Below are 18,816 nucleotides of genomic sequence, written 5' to 3'. Positions count from 1 at the left end.
CAAAGCGACTAGTGGATTTTCAGCTCCTATTGAGCAAGATCAGATTTTTATGTATTAATTGGGTTTTAAATCCAAGGTAATGACCTCGTCCGCTTTCCCGCTTTTGGGAACGATAGTCACCGTGCCTTTTGTAAAAGAGCCAATCGAGTAGCTTTCTTCTTCTAAGGTCACGGGATTGCCTTTTTGATCCCGTGCCGAGGATAAATCCGCAACTTGGGTTAACTCTTCACGAGTAATCGAGGAACCACGATACATGTGTTTCGTTTGGTTCGCATTCTCTGTGGTCTCAGTAGTTCCATGACCCAGGGTGACAAAGGATATGGCGAGCATGGTTAATAAATAGAATAGAAAATTTATCTTGTTCATGAGATTCTTCTTTATCAAATGATTGAGTACCATAATAGATTATCTACTGCCCAACAACAAACGGTTGAGACTTGATTTTGTATTAATTAATTCCCTTTAATTACTTCCTTGAGCAGTCGTTGTCTCCACGGTATCTTGATGATATCGGTCATCCGATGGAGAAAACATTTTTTGTAAAAATCTTATTCCTAGTCCACAATAGATAAGATGTGGATGATTCAGGATGGTGGTGACACATGGACAAGCAAGACATCGACTCGCCTTATCAAATGGGGCATGATTTTTTTTCTTATCAACTGGATTTTTGGCAGCGTTCTATTTTGTTTTGCGATACGTTACGTGAACGTGCCAATAACATGATGGAGCACGAACAACAAGGGTTGCCACCCCTGCTTCATTTTAAATACGAATTCGTTTTGGATGGGAACTCATTGGAACCCAAAACGAATTATGCGTTGGCTAAGATTCTTGAAGTCGGCGATGTGTGTTTTGAGGAATGTTTTGATCCTAATGCTCATCCAGTTATTATTGTGGATCCCAGATCTGGCCATGGGCCAGGGATTGGTGGGTTTAAACGGGACTCTGAAGTGGGCATTGCCCTGCACAGTGGTCATCCGGTGTACTTTGTTATTTTTTATCCTAATCCTGTGCCTCATCAAACGCTCGCCGATGTCCTGATGACTTTGCGCCATTTTGTTGAACAAGTCCAAGCCTGGCATGAAGGCAAAGCCCCCATTCTTTATGGCAATTGCCAAGCCGGTTGGATGCTGGCCTTATTGGCTTCTGATTGTGTGGGATCGGTTGGCTTGACGGTCATGAATGGTTCTCCGGTTTCTTATTGGTCCAATAGTGAAGAAGAAGCCAATCCCATGCAATTATTGGGTGGGCTCTTGGGTGGTGCCTGGAGTGCCCGTTTTCTATCGGATTTAAAAGAAGGGATATTGGATGGGGCCTGGTTGGTCTCTAATTTTGAGTTACTCAATCCCACCACGGCCATTTGGGATAAGTATTATGGTTTATTTGATGAAATCGATGCAGAACGTGAGCGATTTTTAGAGTTTGAACGCTGGTGGAATGGTTTTTACCAATTTAGCCAAGAAGAGATAATGGCGACAGTGACTCAACTTTTTATTGGCAATCAATTGGAGCGTGGTGAAATGCCAATTCATAAAGGATGTGTTTACGATTTGAAACGCATTCGAAGTCCCATCGTTCTTTTTGCATCCCAAGGCGATCAAATTACCCCACCGAGGCAGGCTTTGCATTGGATAAGGACGATTTATCCTACGACACACGCATTGAAAAAAGCCAAACAGCGAGTCGTTTATCTTCTTCACCCCTCCGTTGGGCATTTAGGGATTTTTGTCTCAGCTAAAGTCGTTCGTTTGCACCATCGCGCCATTTTAGAGCATAGTGATGCCATTGAGCAATTGCCGCCGGGGCTTTATGAAATGATGATTATTAACCCAACGGGCGATCCCGATTGCAGTAAAGAACAATATCATGTGCGTTTTGAAGAGCGTGAACTCACAGAGCTTTGCACAACGAGCTCCACAGAGCCGTTTGACAAGGTTCGCCAAACATCCGAAGCCAATGATTCGATTTACCAAAAAACAACGCAATCTTTGGTACAAGGCTTAAGTAATCCGTTCTTATCCTGGTGGCTTGAGAAAACTCATCCCATGCGCTTTAGTCGCTATGTGTTTTCTGAAAAAGTGAATCCGTTGATGAAAGCAATCGAACGATTAGGCCCACCCGTTCAAGCCAATCGTCGCATGGTCACAGAGAACAATTGTTTTAAAAAAATAGAGCATGATTTTGCGCAGATGATGAGGGATTCGTTGGAATTGGTCCGAATCATGCGTAATGATGTCATGACGAATTGGTTTGAAGCGCTCTATAAGGATCCTGATTAACAGGCGAGGAAGCTAATTCATGGAGCGTATGGCATCAAACTCCTCGTCAAGGTTCATTTCATTCTCTAAATCCCTGGCTTCATGACCCTCTTTCTCATCAAAAAGAGGGCTAGTTTCTTTAGTTTTTTCTTCGTAGTCATTCTCTGTAAAACAATCCTTAGCGTTCATAATCATTCCTTCAAAATGATTGTTCTTGTCCTTGCCAACGACTAAAAAACAACAGGGTGTATTGTTGCTATTTCCATCTTTGGCATTTAGCATAACGGATAACGATTCAATTGACAAAAATAAGAAATTAAAAGGGGTTAACCGAATAGCCATTTGGCTATTTTTTTATAAGAAGAAACGAGGGAATGGGATGTTGGTTCCCTAACTGGAATAAGGAACGCATCGACCATGATAGAAATTATCCCCAATTGGCACCCCATTTTTGTCCATTTTACTGTGGCCTTATTTACTGTTTCGGTGATTCTTTATGCCCTAATCTACCTAGCTTCTTACACTCATTGGAACACCAAGCCCTTGATTGTCGAATTGGAAATAGTAGCTCGTTGGTGTTTATGGCTGGCCGCATTAAGCACGGTGACCACGGTGTCCGCTGGGTTTTATGCTTTTTATACGGTGAAACATGGGGCTATGGTGCATGCCGTAAAAGTGATTCACCGCAACTGGGCACTCGGTAGCGCGAGTGCCATTTTACTTATGGCTTTCTGGGTGGTTTGGCGTTATATTAAACGCCAAAAACCGACGCTGATTTTCTTAATGGTATTGTTCCTGGTGCAAGTGCTGTTGCTTACGACGGCTTGGTATGGAGCGGAATTAGTCTATCGGTATGGGTATGGTGTTCTACCTGTCAAAGCAAAACAGACGGTATCGCCGCATTAATACAATTTTTATGGAAGGATACAAACATGGTACATAAGGACTTGCGTTGTTCGATAAGGAACTATTGCTTCATTTTTTCCTTTTTACTGCTCAGTTCTTCTGCTTTGTTTGCCCAGCATGAGCAACATGGTGCTTCAACACAACCGTTACCTTCTCCCAAGACTACACCGTCTCAATCGAAACCTGCACAATACAAAATGGAACAACCTATCGCTAAAAAACAATCTGTCAGAACAGTGAAACCGCTCACTATGACAGGTGGAGCAAAGCGTACGGTTAATTTGGTAGTCGCTTATAAAACGGTGAATTTTGCAGGCAAACTAAGACGCGCTATTGCCGTCAATGGGCAAATTCCAGCACCGACTCTGCATTTTAAAGAAGGGGATGATGTCACCATCAATGTGTACAACCATTTGGATGAGGGAACGTCCATTCATTGGCATGGTCTTTTAGTCCCTTGGCAAATGGACGGGGTGGATGAGGTGAGTCAAAAACCAATTCCGCCTGGAGGGGTGTTCCATTATCGCTTTAAACTGTACCAAAGGGGGACCTATTGGTACCACGCCCATGCCAAGGTTCAAGAACAAGAAGGTTTGTATGGGACTTTTATTATTGATCCACCCAATCCTCCAAGCTATCACTACACCAAAGATTATGTGGTGGTGTTATCCGATTGGAGCAACACCCCTGCGGAACAAGTGCTTGCGAATTTAAAAAAAGACGGCGACTATTACAGTCCTCGATTTCCCCTGCAACCCTCACTCATGAAATTTCTTCATGATTATCGTAACGCCTCTCCTGAAGAGCGAAAAAAATTAATCGCCGATTATAAAATGATGCAACAAATGCGTATGAGCATCTATGACTTAAGTGATGTGGCGTATGATGCGTATTTATTAAATGGTCATCCTAAATCGCATCCTTGGACTGCTCCTGTGAAAGTAGGGGATACGGTGCGGCTACGCTTCATTGGCGCAGGTGCAAGTACCATTTATCGGGTCAAAATCCCTGATGCCAAAGTGGACATGGTGCACATTCAGGGAAATGATGTGGACCCTTATCCCATTGAGGATTTTTGGATTGCACCGGGTGAAACCTATGATATCCTGGTGACCATTCAAAAAAACAAGCCTTACATTATTTATGCCGAGTCGATTGATACTCTGGGTAAAGTCTATGGGGCCTTAATGACCCATCCTAATCAAGTCGTCAACTATCAGCAAGTGACTCCTTTCCCTGAGCCACTTCCTGTCACAAGAGAAATGATGGCCAATATGATGCAGTCTATGAATGGCGGGGCGATGAGTGGAAATCAACAACACGCCTTGATGAACAAAAAAACATCATCACCGGCAATGAAACCTTCCATGACTATGCCTTCGCACTCCAAGACAATGAGTTCGCAAAGTGCTAATCACTCGATGTCCTCCATGACTGCCCAAAAGAAAATGGACAATGCATCCAATCATTCCGCACACACCGCATCAATGAAGTCCAAATCCTCATCGACCTCGATGAACAAGAGCATGGACATGCCGGGCATGAATCATGGCGCAATGAGTCAGAGTAAGACGTCTAACTCTGCTCAAATGAAATCTGACCCCTCATCGACCGCAATGAACAAGAGCATGGACATGTCGGGCATGAATCATGGGGCAATGGGCCAGAATAAGACGTCTAACGCTGCTCAAATGAAATCTGACTCCTCATCGACCGCAATGAACAAGAGCATGGCTATGCCGGACATGAATCATAGCGCAATGAGCCAGAGTAAGACGTCTAACTCTGCTAATGATATGTCTATGAATAAGAACATGAAGTCTGATGGGCCTATGGAGCAGGGCATGTCGATGAATGATTCCATGAACATGAAGATGCCCATTGAGCCGACCATCATAGGCGATAAGATAGAGCCGGCTGATTCAGCAAAAGCCAGCACCCTAGGAACCAAATATCAAGAGTTAAAAGGAGCAGTGAAAACCAACAACCCGAATATACCAGTCGATGGGATTATTAAAATGGAATTGTTTGGTTACATGGACCGTTATATCTGGTTTATTAATGGCTTACCGGAATACAAGGCCAAGCCGATTCTGATTGAGCCAGGAAAGCGTTATCGGATTATTTTTACCAACAATTCGATGATGCGTCACCCCATGCATATTCATGGCCATTGGTTTATTTTACGCAATGGTCATGGGGCTTACGATCCGTTACTACATACCATTGAAGTCCCTCCAGGGGCGACTGCCGTTGCCGATTTTGATACTGAAGCCAGCGGTCAGTGGTTTTTCCATTGCCACCATCTTCTGCACATGACGGCGGGCATGGCACGCGTATTTCAATACACCACCATCATTGAGATTGCCAACGGCACTCGAAAGCCAGAGCATTACGCTGTTCAGCAAGCCTACATCAATCGACCTATCGTACGAGAAGACGAAGTCATGCCGCTGGATACTGCGCTCATCAAACACCCCGCAGGGCATCATCAAGGCTTCTATCGCTCAAGCTATATCGAGCTGGGTGAAGATCCTTTTCATAATGCTCAGGAAATGTCTTTTAGAGGCCTCTATGGCCCAGATTACAATAAGCTCCAGTTGTATACTGAGGATGCGGAAATTTATAAAGGATCCGTTGAAAATGCGGACATCGATGTGTTTTATTGGCATTTGATTAGTCAGTTTTGGGCTGTTAAAGGTGGGGTCAATTATTTTTATCGCCCGGGAGGCCCTTATTGGCAACCTGGTATTGGTATTGAAGGGGTGATGCCTTATTACATTGATACCAACATTAGAACCTATTACCGTGATGGCAGCGTGAAGTTTGACATTCAGTTGGCTCGGGCTAACCAGCTGACCAATAACTTCTTCTTCCTCACAGGAATTCGCAGCATTTTGGCTACTCATACTGTAGTCAAAAATGAAATTGGCAATGGCTTAAACCAAATGCGTTATATCCTTAGACCTTATTATCGTATTAAGCCAGGGCTTAATATTTTTACAGAGTACGAACATGATGAAGAATACGGTGCTCTTAAGAGGATTCTTCGAAGTCAGGGAGAGGCTACCACTCAAGATACAATCACATTAGGAGTTGCTGTTCTTTTTTAAACAGTCACGTGAGTTGCTGATACCTAGATACTGGAGTCCTAGTGCACTAGATAAAAGCATCTGTTTAAGCCCACGTTCTTGCTCATGGGGTTGAAATTATTTTGAGTTCAGAGTAGGCCAAATAACAAATAATTAGTACTCGTGGTTTGTTCAGAAGAAACCTCGTGAATGCACTAATTGGAGGAATGTATGTACTTAGATGCTCTTTCACGGCTTGATAAGGCTGCTTCATTTTGTCGTATTGACCCTGAAGCTTTAGAGAAACTGAAACACCCTAAATCCTGTCTGGAAGTATCTCTCCCGGTTCGGATGGATAATGGTGAATTAAAAATTTTTCAAGCTTATCGAGTCCATCATAATGACAGCCGTGGTCCTATGAAAGGGGGAATACGGTTTCATCCAAAATTGGATTTAGACGAGATGAAAACTCTTGCATTATGGATGACAATAAAATGCGCTGTCGTTGACATCCCCTTTGGTGGCGCAAAAGGTGGGGTAATTGTTGATCCAAAACAGTTATCCCGCATGGAATTGGAGCGATTAAGTCGAAGCTATATTGAGTTAATAGCAGATTTTATTGGGCCAGACAAAGATATCCCTGCTCCTGATATGTATACCAATGAGATGATCATGGGCTGGATGATGGATGAGTATGCCATCATTGTTCGGCAAAATAGTCCAGCGGTAATCACAGGTAAGCCTATTCCTTTGGGAGGGAGCTTTGGACGTGAGGGTGCGACCGGTCTAGGTGCCTACTATTGCATTAAAATTCTTGAAAAAAAGAAAAAATGGCAGTCTTCTGAGCTACGAGTTGCTGTTCAAGGATTTGGTAATGCGGGACAAAGTATCGCTAAGCTGCTTTATGACAATGGCTATAAAATTGTTGCAATAAGTGATTCGAAAGGGGGAATTTATAATACCAAAGGCATCGATATACCTCGCATGATTGAAATAAAAAATAACTCTAAAGAACTGCAGTCTATCTATTGCAAAAAGTCTATTTGTGACCTTGCGAAGGAAGCCAGAATCACGAATGAAGAATTATTGGAACTCGATGTCGACTTACTTATCCCAGCTGCTGCACAAAATCAAATTACCCAAGAAAATGCAGCAAGAATTAAGGCGCCCATAATCGTTGAAATTGCAAATGGTCCAATAACCTTAGAGGCCGATGCACTATTGCAGAAAAAGGGACTATTAATTGTACCCGATATATTAGCCAATACGGGTGGGGTAATCGTAAGCTATTTTGAGTGGGTGCAAAATAAATCAGGTTATTATTGGACTATGGAAAAAGTTCAAGAAGAATTACAGACTATCATATCCCGTGAATTCAAGAATATTTGGCAGATGATGGAACAATATCAAACAGATATGCGGCAAGCGGCTTACATTCATGCCTTGAGTCGATACGATAAAGCAGTTACGGCCCAAGGAACTCGCGGATATTTTTCAAATTGAAGTCTAAGCCTATAAGGAGAGTTATCCTGCTTGAATTTCATGTCTCTTCTTACTGGGACTCATTGATTATTGGTGTTGATTGGGATATTAGGCTTACTCTCCCCAAAGAATAGCAGGTCCTTCCTCACGTCTTTATGACGGTGACTGATTTATCTGACTGAGTATATTTAGCACAAAAAAACCTCTTAACAACATGTTAATACAGTACTCACGCATCAAGAGAATGAGTTCCCATCTTCTTAATGTCCGCTGCCATGCCCGCCTTGCCAGCCGTGTCCACCTTGTCCACCGTGATGCCAATTTTGATGCCAGTTATGATGCCACTTGTAGTGGTATTGAATCCAATGCCATCTATGTCCATCCCAATGCCACTTACCATGTCCACCATGAGGTGTCCAATGAGGTGGATGATGGACACTGGCAGCCAATATCATAGAACCTAATTGGGAATCATTTTTAACTGAGGTATCAAAGGCAGCAGCTACAGCAGTTGAGCCCATCAAAGCGGCTACAGCAACAAACCGCTTCAACGTCTTTAAAGTCCACATATTTGTATAGCCGGGTACATCCCTGACACTGTTCGGGGACATAGTTGACAGAATTTATTGAGCTAAAGGAGACATTAGCTCAATAAATTATACGTATAAATTTTAAATCTCTCAAAGTAGATGTCGAACTGTTCACCCAAAGGGTTGAGTTTGAGTTCAACATCATGCCCTGCAAACGCTTCCCCCATAGGGTATTCCTGTCCTTTATAACTGATGCGTCCATTGCCACGCACTTTTCTAACGATCGCATCATCACAATACTCAAAAGGCTCTAATTGATGAGGCATAGCACGTTGGCTGGGTTGATATTTTTTAGCCGGAACAAGCATGTCTATAGCTTGATGAGGGCGTTTATAATTATAAATTTCTCGCCATTCATTGAAGAGAAATTGAGCATGCTTAAAATCAGTAATAATGTGTTGGGTTAATACATCTTTTTTTAAGGTACGATGAAAGCGCTCTAGTTTGCCATTGGTTTGAGGATGTCTAGGTCGTGAGTGAGTTACACGTATACCTAAACGCATTAACCACACGGTAAGTTTAGTATGTTTAAACAATTTTGAGTTTCCCCAGGGATTACCATTATCAACATTAAATTGTTTTGGTAATCCATATTGTTCAAACGTTTCAATAAGACGATTTTTCACTGTTAAATACTGTTCATTAGGACAGGCTTGAATGCAGATTGAAAAGCGAGAATGATCATCCAAAATAGTTAAAGGAAAGCACACCTCTTTGTTAGCTAGTCGAAATTTTCCTTTAAAATCCATTTGCCATAAGTCATTAGAATGCTCTCTTTCAAATCGACCAAGCTCTTGACGTTTTAATGATTCTTCTTCGGAAATATAGCCATTTCTTTTCAAAATATCACTAATAGTACTTGGCTTAGGTAAGCCCTTTATACCTTGCTCCAAGAGATGACTATATATCTTCCTTCCTCCCCAGCTAGAATGTTGAACTCTTATCTTAATTATCTGTTCTTCAACGGCTCGTGGAGTTTTATGTGGGATGTGTTGAGGTGCTCGAGACAGTGGCTCTAATCCCTTTAACCCCTCTTTTTTATAACGACGTAATAGCTCGTAGCCTGTTTCTCTACTTATTTTAAACTCTGCACAAAGTGACTTAAACGAGATTTCCTTTTTTAAAGCTCTTATAACAAACTGCTTTTTTTGGGACATAACTGTAGCCTCTTTCCAAGGCATATTGGGTCTCCTGTTTTAACCAATATGCTTATTGTAAAGTGTCAGCTATGTCCCCGGACATGTGTCAAGTATGTGCCCGGTCTATACATATTGCCGCTCCTTGTAAAGGATGTGATTGCGCTATTCTAAACTACTATAAATCCAATACTTATTATTTTCAGTATAGACAAGAGAGCACTTTAGTTCAATATTTGAACAATTTATAAGGTGCTACTTTAGTGGCGCAATCTTTTATCAAGATGGTCTATACTAATAAAAATTAATGAGCAAAGGAGGGCACATCATGTCGCCTGAACCTAAGCATCACCCACAGCCACCAAAACCACAAAAAGAGATGCGCTTTTGGAGTTCTCCTTCTGGCATGGTGGCCATCGTCATTATTGGGATTATTGGCTATTTCTTGATTGTAGAGCATGGTGCTCACATTGCGAGTTTTCTTGGGGCTTCGCCTTTTTTGCTGTTAGTCTTACTCTGTCCACTAATGCATCTGTTTATGCATAGAGGACATGGAGGGCATGGAGAGGAGCATCACCATAAATCGGATAGTAAGGACAATGATTCTTCTGAGAATAAGGATTAATCGACATGGAACATACTTCGTATGCTTATGGTTTGTGGTTATTGGTCATTGTCAATTCGGCGATTTTCATTTTGTTTGCTTACAGTTGTACTACCACGTTTAAGACAAGGCGAGACTGGCGTGCCCTTGGGGCTTTCTCTGCCTTTGTGGTTGCCTATTTTACTGAAATGTATGGTTTTCCTTTAACCATTTATTTACTGTCGGGATGGCTTTCTAAATATTATCCTGGAATGGATTTATACGGTCATGACAGTGGCCATTTACTCCATACCCTGCTTGGCTTGAAAGGTGATCCTCATTTTGATGTTTTTCATATCTTAAGTTTTGTCTTCATTATCGGTGGTCTTTGGATGATTGCATCGGCCTGGGGTACTCTTTATCATGCTCAAAAGAAGCATCAACTTGCCACCAGTGGGCTGTATGCCAAAATTCGTCATCCGCAATACGATGGATTTATTCTGGTAATGATTGGTTTTTTACTGCAATGGCCAACCATTCTGACCTTAATCATGTTTCCTATACTGGTTTATATGTATGTTCGTCTCGCGCGTAGAGAAGAAAAAGAAGTCTTGGCCGAATTTGGTGAGGAGTATCAACGCTACGCTGCAATGACTCCTGGATTTATACCTCATTTGAGTAAGCAAAATAAGATTAAAGGAGATGCGCCATGATGTTTATGTTTCACAGTGCCGAAATGCTCGGCCTTATCGCAATAGCGCTTGGGATTATGTTGGTAGTTTGGGCATTACGTAATGAAGGGAGCAGTACTGGATTAAGCAAAGTATTTGGCTGGCTCATCGTCATTATTGGGGTTTTAGGGGAATTATGCAGTACTTATTACAGTATTAAGTACTGGTATGCCGGTTATTTCCAGATGCCAATGATACAAGGTGAAGCCTTTATATTCCATACCGCTCAGATGTTATCTTTGGTTGCTATAGCACTTGGTATTATTTTGGTCGTCTGGGCTTCACGCAACGAGGGTCTCGGTATTTCGCTGGCAAAAGTTTTTGGTTGGCTCATCGTTATTTTTGCGATTTTAGGAATGATTTGTAGTGGTTATTATGCCACTGTATACTGGTATAAGGGATATATTCAAACGCCTGCGAGTATGCACATGACGATGCCCCATCAAACGTCGAGTCATAATCAATCATCCAATCAATAGCTCAGTCAGTGCATAACAAATTTATGGCACAAAACTGGATACAAAAAGAGTAGTGAATTTTGAATAAACAATGCCATAGAGCAGAGGTGAGCTTAAGAACAAAAATAGAATAAAGGCACTAATAGGGCTAAACCTTACCTCAATGATGCTTATAAAACCCAACCCCTTTAATATCAGTCCATAAAGTGGTTTGGTGGCAAAGGAAACATTGATCTACACGGGCTTCATGCTCATGAGCCACTTTTTTTGAAATCATATTAAAATGCTCCATATAATGACTGGGTGGCGCTTGGTGGCATTGAGCACAATCCATGGAGCTCGGGGATGGGTGCCTAAATTCAGAGAGGCTCCAATGAGCCGTTTCATGACAAGCAGAACAATCGTCGCCAAATAACTTAAAGTGCTTGTCCTTGTTTTGATGACACGAGGCGCAGCGTAAAGTCTGTTCTTGAGGTGATAACTGGGGGTTGACCCGTAATGTGGGCCTATTGGATTCATTCTGCTCTAAAAAGAGCATAACCTGATTAATAATCAACTGCTCTTCATCATCATTTGCATTTGAAAAGGTTTTAAGTTGCTGCAATCCTAATGAAACCAAAGCATTGTGATCCATCTGAGTGATGCGTGCTGTTCTGCCCTGGTGCTCTCTATGACACGCGACACAGCCGTCTATGTTGGCATGAAATGAAGTCGGTTGGCGTTTTAACAGAGATTCGTTGTTGGCATGGCAGGCGATGCAGTTCACGGCCTCAACTCCTTTGACTGGGGTATGACACGCAGTGCAGTTGTGACTAAGAAAAGAGTGAGCCTTGGAAAGTTCTCCAGGGCTTGCCATTCTTTGCCACTCGACCAAGTGAGTCAAGCTGCTCTCCTCCTCTCCATGATAAGACAGGTAATAGGCCAGAAAAGACAGTGCCGCTATCACGGTAAGGGCAGCGAATGTAGCCCAGCGAAGCTTCATTGAAACCACCTTAATCCAAAATAAATTCCAGACCACACGTGCAGACCCAGCAGAACATACAATACCAGTGCGGTAATAATGTGACACGTTAACCATTTTTGAAACAGGCGCTTGAAGTGCTCGTGAAAACGAATGGCGTATTCCAGCTCAGAGATGGCATCCGCCAAGCACAAAACGCGGACTTCTGCTGACTTGATTAGCTGACCATCCAATGCGGTGTCTTCAAGCAACCAGGAAAGAAAGCGAGCTGTCATCAGGTGTAATTTCCCGATGTTTTGCTTAGAGGGTGCGCTTGCTTGTAATTCTTGAGCCACGATTTGGTATTGCTTTTGTAATCCCATCAAGATTGTCTTTTTTTCATCGATTTCATGAGTCATAAAGCCCATGAGATAACGGCCAATAAAACCACTGAGCGTGACAATGAGCGTCATAGCAGTCAAAGCAATACCTAAAGCGCTATTAAATTTATGCCCTGTATGAATCAAGACTAAAATAGAGCCGATAATGCCTGTGTAAATATGCCATGACAACAGGGTATTCATGGACACGTACCGTGTTACCCAATTTTTCAAAAATGAAATGCGCTTAATAAAGAGGTAGAGTAGGGGTATGAGCATCAATATCGAGCCACTCACGCCAAAAACACCACCCCAAAAACTCCCGGCAAAACGATAAGAGGTATGGACTGCAAAGCCTAGCCATGTGATAAGCATGAACAGTACTAAGCCCAAAACCATCAAACGTCCTTGCGCATTCATTAAGCATCCACCTCAATATTTTTTGTCGCTTTGGCCTGACAGGCTAAGATAAGCCCCTGTTGTTTGTCTTCCTTGGAAAGAGCATCTTCACAGGCCATGGTCACCTCTCCTGACAGCAATGTCACTTTACATAACCCACATTGCCCGGTTCGACACGCATAATCAATAGCAATCCCATTGGCTTCAGCGATTTCAAGAAGGGTACGGTCTGGAAGAATTGGAACCATTTTTTCAGATTTCCGAAAAGAAATCATCGCACGGGTATCGGCTTTGATGGCATCCATGTCTTCCTGGATTATTGCTGGTTTCTTTTCTGGTCCAAACGCTTCCGTTAGAATCAAATCAGCAGGCACGTTAAGTTCTTTTAAGATAGCAAGGATGGCATCCATCATCGCAGGAGGACCACAAACATGGATACGATGAGAGGCAATATCAGGGACAAGATGGCTGATGATATTCTTGGTGAATAGGCCTTGTAACCCCATCCAAACGGCTCCCTCTGAGCGCAGCATCGACGCATACACATGGAGATTTAAGTATCTTTCTTGAAGTTGCTCTAATTCTTCGCGAAAGAGAAACTCACTCGTTGTGCGACAACAGTACAGCAAATAAATGTCATTGTGCCATCCAATATCGGTGAGATAGCGGATGATGCTCATCATCGGGGTAATACCAACCCCGCCACAAATCAATACGATACTCTTTGCCTCTTCACCAGTAAAAGTAAATTTACCATTAGGCCCCATCACTTCCAGTACATCTCCTTCCTTAATTTCGTCATGCAAATAACGGGAAAACAAGCCTTGTTCTTCCCGCTTGACCGTAATGGCACAATAATGCAATTGGGTTGGGGTGGACGCCATGGTGTAACTGCGTCTTACCGTTTTACCATTGATCACTGCGGTGAGCGTAATGAACTGGCCAGGATAATAGGTAAATGGCAACGCCACCTCATGGAGTGAGGCCAAATGATACGTTTTGATTTCTGGTGCTTCTTGAAAGATACGGCAAACACGAAGTGTTCCTTCCCATTTCTCTTCCGGTTCGGTGAGCGATCGCATGACTGGAAATTGGGGAACGGGACATTTATGAACAGGACAACAGGTAGCTGGAGCAGTGGTTGTGGTTTCTGATGGCACTTTAGAAACTTGAGAGGGCTTAATGGGCTCTACGGACAAGGAAGGGGTTGGTTCAGCTGCTTTTGAAGATTGGGGTGAGTCATCCAAAGGAGCAGCCGCATTTTGTTTCGTTAAGCGATCGAGCAAAGCAGCAGCTCTTCTCATTTTGAAAAAATACATCCAAATCATGACCAAAAAAAACAGACCAAATAGGGCGATAATCGTTAAATGAAAAAAAGGCCCCCCTAAGACATTCCTGGCTTGTGGACTACTTGGAAGAAGATTCATTTCACGTTTAAACCACTGCAATGCGATGTCACTGGGATTTTTTCCTTCAGAAAGGGCGCGAAGTGCGGCCAGTGCACTCTCATATTGTGCAATCCCTTCCCGTAATTTCTCTAAGGCCTCCTGCATTTTAGCGTAATTGTTCTTGTTGGCTGCGGACAAAAGCTCGTTTAGCCCACCTTTCATGAGCGCAATGCCAGATGTGATGCGTTGATGTGCCATTTGTTGAATTGCAAGGCGTTTTTCGGGGGATAATGTGGGTAAATTCATTAAAGAGGGATAAAGGTCCTTAGAGGGAGTCCCTATGTTTTTCATCATACCACCCATTCCCTCGCCTTCTTTCTCTTTTTCGCCTCCTGGGTGATGTGCGGCATGCTCTTCCGTTGTGGTTTGTGCAAAGGAGACAGAAGCCACCGCCAACAGGAACGAAATGGATAAGGTTTGAATCCATCGAAGGTGGATAAATTTTTTAATGTATTGAAACCGCATCCGTTCCCTCCAAAGCTCACTTAAACTGTCGATTCATGACATGGTTTTAAGTGGAGCAGTCCGCACGAGAGTCTTTCTTATTCACTAAAAGACCCTCTTGTATTTTAAGCTGAGATGATTTGTTTTTCCGTCTCATAGTAGTTTATCCCATATTCTGTAACAAATTTCCAATAACTCAAAAGGGTATGCCTATGAATTCGTGCGGCAATTCATTGCATGGATTAGAAACTCAGCCAAATCAGTACATTATTTGCTCTTTTTTGCGGTTTCCGTCTATTCTATAATAGAAGCTTTTTTAAGAGATGTCCTATGTGAATCTTAAAAAAGTGAAGGGAAAGCTCGCTTTGATAACCTTACTGGGAGCAATCGGTTAAGCGCCAATTCAGACACAGTAGTGAACAGGATGGCGCCAGGATGGAGGAATTCCCAATGGCGAGGAGGTGGATGGTTCTATTAGGGTGTGTGGTCTTGAGTTTATTGACGACGGTTTCGTTAGCCCAATATCGAAATGGTGTTTTTTCGGTGGAGTACTCAAAGATCTCTCCTATAAAAAATATCCTGCTTAAAAAAGCCACATTAATCATCAAAATCTACTATTATGGGTATCCCAGAGGACATTTCTCAGTGGTCACGGATGAAAAACAACAGTTTATCCTAGGTTATGATGATAAAGATCAAATCGCTCTCGAACTCATCGCCATTTCGGGACAGGAAAAATACAAGGCCTTATGCCGTGGGGAATCGAAACCAGGGCAGTTGAAACTAATAGTCGTCTGTAGCCCCCATAAGAAAACGACCTCATAAAGAGGCGATGTGAGGGTTTCCCTGGGTATTTTTAAGTGAGAGAACGACCAACAATCGCTTCTACGCTAAGTAAAATATTCTGAATTTCTTCAGTAATTTCTTCTTGGCGCAGTAAATTGAGTCGATTGGTTAATGAATTTTTTTTATTTTCTAAGCGATCTAATGCCTGGTTTAAATGAACAAGTCGTTGATGATTCTCCGCAAAAAACGATTGATAAAAAATCGAATAACACATGGCAAGTAAATAATGCTCCACCAGATCAGCGAAAAACTGCTCTTTGGGTACATTCAAAACGGGTGGTACAGAAAAAGGAGGCACAGGATTTGTATCCAATTCTTTAAAGGGCTGCCAGGTTTTTACTTGAATTTGATTGTGCTCTTCCTCATTGAAGAGAATAGCCCATTGCCAAGAATGCCATGTTTTATTTCTTTGCAATAAGGCTTTTTCTAACGTGGTTAACACGTTTGAAATCACGGCTGGGATTTCTTCAATGGCATTGGGTCCATCGATTGTTGCCATGACACGAGAATCATTAGCCATTCTTAATGTCAGTTTATGCCCTACAAGAATGAGTGCAGGTTCCAATTCAGAATGTTGCTCTTTGTGCGCTTCTAACTGATGAAGCACATGATCATTAAAAGAGCCACAAAAGCCTCGCTCTGAGCCAATAAGAATAGAAACTAAGGGGAGATTCCCTTGTTGATTGGGGGGCATGGGATAGAAACTTAAAAAATCATGGCTCACTTCACGAATGGTTTTAATGACGTGGTCCTGCAGGACAAGACATTGGGTGATTTTGCCTAGTTCAATTAAAGAGAGATTTTTCATGGCCGTCATAATGTGGCTAATTTCTTCTAAAGTATGAAGATGTTCTTTTAGTTTCATTCGCTTCGTCATAAAACCTTCCAAGTGATCAATGAGACTCATTACTTTGGAATGGATAATGGGTCAGTTTATGCCATTAGCCATTCTTTTATCGCTTTTTCCCATTGTTCTCGTGGCCTTCCCAATGACCAATTGCTCTGTTTTATTTCTTCCTCTATTTTTTTGAGGATTTTGGGGATGTCTTCTAAATTCGATTCGTCAAAGAAGCCCTCATTGTAAGCAATAAGCCATGCGAGTTGAAATTCAATGGGTAATGATGAAAACCGTTCTTGTTTCAGAATTTCTCTTAAAATTCGCCCTTTTTGAATCTGCTGTTGCATTTTGGCATCCAGTTTCGCCCCAAAGCGAGTGAACAGTTCCAAATCAAGAAATTGCAGGTAATCGAGTTTCATTCGACCGGCTTCTTTTTTAATTTGCGGATGCTGCGCTTTACCACCGACTCGGGAGACCGATTTGGTGATATCAATGGCTGGAAGAAATCCAGAAGAGAATAAGGATTCATCAAAAAAGATTTGCCCATCGGTGATTGAGATGAGATTCGTAGGAATATAAGTGGCCATTTCCCCTTCTTTGGTTTCGATAATAGGCAACGCCGTCATACTGCCACCACCCATGGCCGGGGAAAGACAGGTGGAGCGCTCTAATAAACGGGAATGCAGATAAAAAATGTCAGCAGGAAACGCTTCACGACCAGGAGGTCTACGCAGTAAAAGGGATAGTTCACGATAACTATTGGCATGAGCACTCAAATCATCATAGACTACCAGGGTATCAAAGCCCTTTTTCATCCAGTGTTCGGCAATGGCGCACCCTGCAAAAGGAGCCAGATAAAGTAATCCTGGTAAGGCCGTCGCTTGGGCTACCACAACCGTCGTATAGTCCAATGCCTTGGCTTCTTTTAATAATTGTATGGTAGTGCTCACTGTGGAACGCTTTTGGCCAATCAACACATAGACACAATACACTTTTTTATCTTTTTGATTCATCACAATGTCAATGGCCAAAGCACTTTTACCAAGCCCATTATCCCCGATAAGTAACTCCCTTTGTCCTTTTCCAATAGGAATTAAATTATCAATCATCTTATTTCCTGTGTACAATGGCCGATTCACAAAGTCGCGGTGAAGAATAGGTGGGGATAACCTATCCAGTAGTCCTTGTTCTTCATAGGAAGGAATCTCACCGCCATCTAATGGATGACCTAAAGGATCAATCACCCGCCCAAGCAGTTTATCGCCTACAGGAATACTCAATACGCGTTTCAGAGGAAAAATAAGGGTGCCTGCCTTTAACTTTTGGGTTTGTACCAGCATCACAGCGCCAACCAGCTCTTCGGTGAGGTGGAACACCATAGCGATACAGCACTCATCCTCTGAAATAAGAATTTCATCGATGGTCGCTCCTGGTAAGCCCTTAATCCAAATAATACCATCTCCAACAGAAGCCACCTGCCCTTGTTCGGATACCTTGATTTGAAATTGATAGCGCTCAAGGCGTTGTCGTTGCTTCTCAAGAAAAGAAGGGGGGTTAGGCCAGTTCATTTTTTGTCTCTGTAAAGAATTTTAATTCATCACGAAGGTTGGCTTGCAAGCACATGGGGCCAATTTGCAGGGTTAATCCGGCGAGAAGCTTCGGATTTTCCGTAAAAGAGACGGTACGTTTTTTAGGCGCCAACTGTTCAATGACTTGCAAGAGCCCTTGTTTCTGATGTTCTTTGATGGGGTAAGCCGTTTGTATCGCAACGGTCTCATCTTCAGGCACAGTATGGAGCCATTGCCATTGTTCTATCGGAACATGATTCAGATCCTTGATGGTTTTTTCAATGATTTTTTCTTCAAGATGGGCATCCGCAAAAGGGATTAACACTTTTTCAGCAAATTTCCCAGCCAATAGAAACGCTTCTTTGGCATTGTTTTCAATGAGGGTTGAGACTTTTTGCATTTCATGGGAAAAAATCTGTTCTTTTTCTTGGCTTAATTGTTGTTCAAATCTGAGTCTTTCTTCCGATTTCCATTGTTCCATCGCCTCATGCCACTCGTTTTGCAGAGTTACTTTCTCTTGTTGCCAATCGCTAAGACGATGTTCATAGGTTGTTTGCAATTGCGTTGCTTCTTTGTGCCGTGTTTCCGCAGTCTCTAATTGTTCCTGCACTCTTTTTTTTCGTTCTAATAGGGTTTTTTGTATGGGCGCATAAAGAAAGCGTTTCAAAATCCAAATGAGAATAAGAAAATTAATGAGTTCTAATGAAAAAGTGGTCCAAGAGAGTTCCATTGCCT

At 42.4% G+C, this 18,816-nt stretch carries 18 protein-coding genes; 8 read left to right on the top strand and 10 right to left on the bottom strand.

Going from position 1 to position 18,816, the window contains the following annotated elements:
* Nucleotides 1–54: 54 nt before the first annotated feature.
* Nucleotides 55–366 carry a hypothetical protein gene (locus tag Lstg_RS15340; protein WP_058478512.1) on the bottom strand — a complete coding sequence of 104 codons (312 nt, stop codon included), beginning with the start codon at nucleotides 364–366 and terminating at the stop codon, nucleotides 55–57.
* Nucleotides 367–602: 236 nt separating this feature from the next.
* On the opposite strand from Lstg_RS15340, the gene Lstg_RS15335 reads away from it, so the two are divergent.
* The gene (locus tag Lstg_RS15335; protein WP_058478511.1) at nucleotides 603–2,282 is read left to right on the top strand and encodes a DUF3141 domain-containing protein; all 1,680 of its coding nucleotides are present in this window, start codon (nucleotides 603–605) and stop codon (nucleotides 2,280–2,282) included.
* 12 nt (nucleotides 2,283–2,294) lie between these two features.
* On the opposite strand, the gene Lstg_RS17755 is transcribed toward Lstg_RS15335, so the two are convergent.
* Nucleotides 2,295–2,603 (bottom strand): hypothetical protein, encoded by a 309-nt coding sequence (locus Lstg_RS17755; RefSeq protein WP_133129198.1) that lies wholly within the window; start codon nucleotides 2,601–2,603, stop codon nucleotides 2,295–2,297.
* A 75-nt stretch (nucleotides 2,604–2,678) separates the two neighbouring features.
* On the opposite strand from Lstg_RS17755, the gene Lstg_RS15330 reads away from it, so the two are divergent.
* The 3 genes from Lstg_RS15330 to Lstg_RS15320 all read left to right on the top strand — a co-directional run bounded on the left by Lstg_RS15330 (nucleotide 2,679) and on the right by Lstg_RS15320 (nucleotide 7,741).
* The gene (locus Lstg_RS15330; protein WP_058478510.1) at nucleotides 2,679–3,167 is read left to right on the top strand and encodes a DUF2231 domain-containing protein; all 489 of its coding nucleotides are present in this window, start codon (nucleotides 2,679–2,681) and stop codon (nucleotides 3,165–3,167) included.
* Nucleotides 3,168–3,193: 26 nt separating this feature from the next.
* On the top strand, nucleotides 3,194–6,280 hold the full coding sequence (locus Lstg_RS15325; protein ID WP_058478509.1) for a multicopper oxidase domain-containing protein: 3,087 nt from the start codon (nucleotides 3,194–3,196) through the stop codon (nucleotides 6,278–6,280).
* A 189-nt stretch (nucleotides 6,281–6,469) separates the two neighbouring features.
* Nucleotides 6,470–7,741, top strand: coding sequence for a Glu/Leu/Phe/Val family dehydrogenase (locus Lstg_RS15320; protein ID WP_058478508.1), 1,272 nt, complete (start codon nucleotides 6,470–6,472; stop codon nucleotides 7,739–7,741).
* 239 nt (nucleotides 7,742–7,980) lie between these two features.
* Here Lstg_RS15320 and Lstg_RS15315 read toward each other — a convergent pair whose 3' ends face one another.
* Both Lstg_RS15315 and Lstg_RS15310 read right to left on the bottom strand, forming a co-directional pair.
* Entirely contained in the window at nucleotides 7,981–8,289 is a 309-nt protein-coding gene (locus tag Lstg_RS15315) for a hypothetical protein (RefSeq protein WP_058478507.1), read from the bottom strand.
* Nucleotides 8,290–8,363: 74 nt separating this feature from the next.
* Nucleotides 8,364–9,491, bottom strand: coding sequence for an IS481 family transposase (locus Lstg_RS15310; RefSeq protein WP_058478506.1), 1,128 nt, complete (start codon nucleotides 9,489–9,491; stop codon nucleotides 8,364–8,366).
* A 283-nt stretch (nucleotides 9,492–9,774) separates the two neighbouring features.
* Between Lstg_RS15310 and Lstg_RS15305 the strand changes: the two genes are divergently transcribed.
* Genes Lstg_RS15305 through Lstg_RS15295 form a run of 3 tightly spaced genes read left to right on the top strand, consistent with a single transcriptional unit; the run spans nucleotide 9,775 to nucleotide 11,239 of the window.
* Entirely contained in the window at nucleotides 9,775–10,071 is a 297-nt protein-coding gene (locus tag Lstg_RS15305) for a DUF2933 domain-containing protein (protein WP_058478505.1), read from the top strand.
* A 5-nt stretch (nucleotides 10,072–10,076) separates the two neighbouring features.
* Nucleotides 10,077–10,742 carry a methyltransferase family protein gene (locus Lstg_RS15300; protein WP_058478504.1) on the top strand — a complete coding sequence of 222 codons (666 nt, stop codon included), beginning with the start codon at nucleotides 10,077–10,079 and terminating at the stop codon, nucleotides 10,740–10,742.
* On the top strand, nucleotides 10,739–11,239 hold the full coding sequence (locus Lstg_RS15295) for a hypothetical protein (RefSeq protein WP_058478503.1): 501 nt from the start codon (nucleotides 10,739–10,741) through the stop codon (nucleotides 11,237–11,239). Before Lstg_RS15300 ends, Lstg_RS15295 begins: the two co-directional genes overlap by 4 nt.
* A 139-nt stretch (nucleotides 11,240–11,378) precedes the next feature.
* Here Lstg_RS15295 and Lstg_RS15290 read toward each other — a convergent pair whose 3' ends face one another.
* From Lstg_RS15290 to Lstg_RS15280, 3 genes are read right to left on the bottom strand one after another with little or no spacing between them, the layout of a single operon-like run.
* Nucleotides 11,379–12,200, bottom strand: a complete 822-nt coding sequence (locus Lstg_RS15290; protein ID WP_058478502.1) for a hypothetical protein — start codon at nucleotides 12,198–12,200, stop codon at nucleotides 11,379–11,381.
* A complete protein-coding gene (locus Lstg_RS15285) occupies nucleotides 12,197–12,958 on the bottom strand; it encodes a hypothetical protein (RefSeq protein ID WP_058478501.1) in 762 nt (253 codons plus the stop codon). The genes Lstg_RS15290 and Lstg_RS15285 overlap by 4 nt, the downstream gene beginning before the upstream one ends.
* The gene (locus Lstg_RS15280; RefSeq protein ID WP_058478500.1) at nucleotides 12,958–14,850 is read right to left on the bottom strand and encodes a 2Fe-2S iron-sulfur cluster-binding protein; all 1,893 of its coding nucleotides are present in this window, start codon (nucleotides 14,848–14,850) and stop codon (nucleotides 12,958–12,960) included. Before Lstg_RS15280 ends, Lstg_RS15285 begins: the two co-directional genes overlap by 1 nt.
* A 429-nt stretch (nucleotides 14,851–15,279) precedes the next feature.
* On the opposite strand from Lstg_RS15280, the gene Lstg_RS15275 reads away from it, so the two are divergent.
* The gene (locus tag Lstg_RS15275) at nucleotides 15,280–15,654 is read left to right on the top strand and encodes a hypothetical protein (RefSeq protein ID WP_058478645.1); all 375 of its coding nucleotides are present in this window, start codon (nucleotides 15,280–15,282) and stop codon (nucleotides 15,652–15,654) included.
* Nucleotides 15,655–15,685: 31 nt separating this feature from the next.
* Here the strand turns inward: Lstg_RS15275 and Lstg_RS15270 are convergent, their stop codons facing one another.
* Genes Lstg_RS15270 through Lstg_RS15260 form a run of 3 tightly spaced genes read right to left on the bottom strand, consistent with a single transcriptional unit; the run spans nucleotide 15,686 to nucleotide 18,811 of the window.
* Nucleotides 15,686–16,552, bottom strand: coding sequence for a F0F1 ATP synthase subunit gamma (locus Lstg_RS15270; RefSeq protein ID WP_058478499.1), 867 nt, complete (start codon nucleotides 16,550–16,552; stop codon nucleotides 15,686–15,688).
* Between the two features lie 56 nt (nucleotides 16,553–16,608).
* On the bottom strand, nucleotides 16,609–18,081 hold the full coding sequence (locus tag Lstg_RS15265; protein ID WP_058478498.1) for a F0F1 ATP synthase subunit alpha: 1,473 nt from the start codon (nucleotides 18,079–18,081) through the stop codon (nucleotides 16,609–16,611).
* Nucleotides 18,068–18,811 (bottom strand): F0F1 ATP synthase subunit delta, encoded by a 744-nt coding sequence (locus Lstg_RS15260; RefSeq protein ID WP_058478497.1) that lies wholly within the window; start codon nucleotides 18,809–18,811, stop codon nucleotides 18,068–18,070. The genes Lstg_RS15265 and Lstg_RS15260 overlap by 14 nt, the downstream gene beginning before the upstream one ends.
* Between the last annotated feature and the right edge of the window lie 5 nt (nucleotides 18,812–18,816).

Origin of the sequence: Legionella steigerwaltii (assembly GCF_001468065.1) — a bacterium.
Taxonomy (GTDB): Bacteria; Pseudomonadota; Gammaproteobacteria; order Legionellales; family Legionellaceae; genus Legionella; species Legionella steigerwaltii.
Note: the sequence above shows the minus strand (reverse complement) of the source record. Positions and strands in the feature narration are given on the sequence as shown.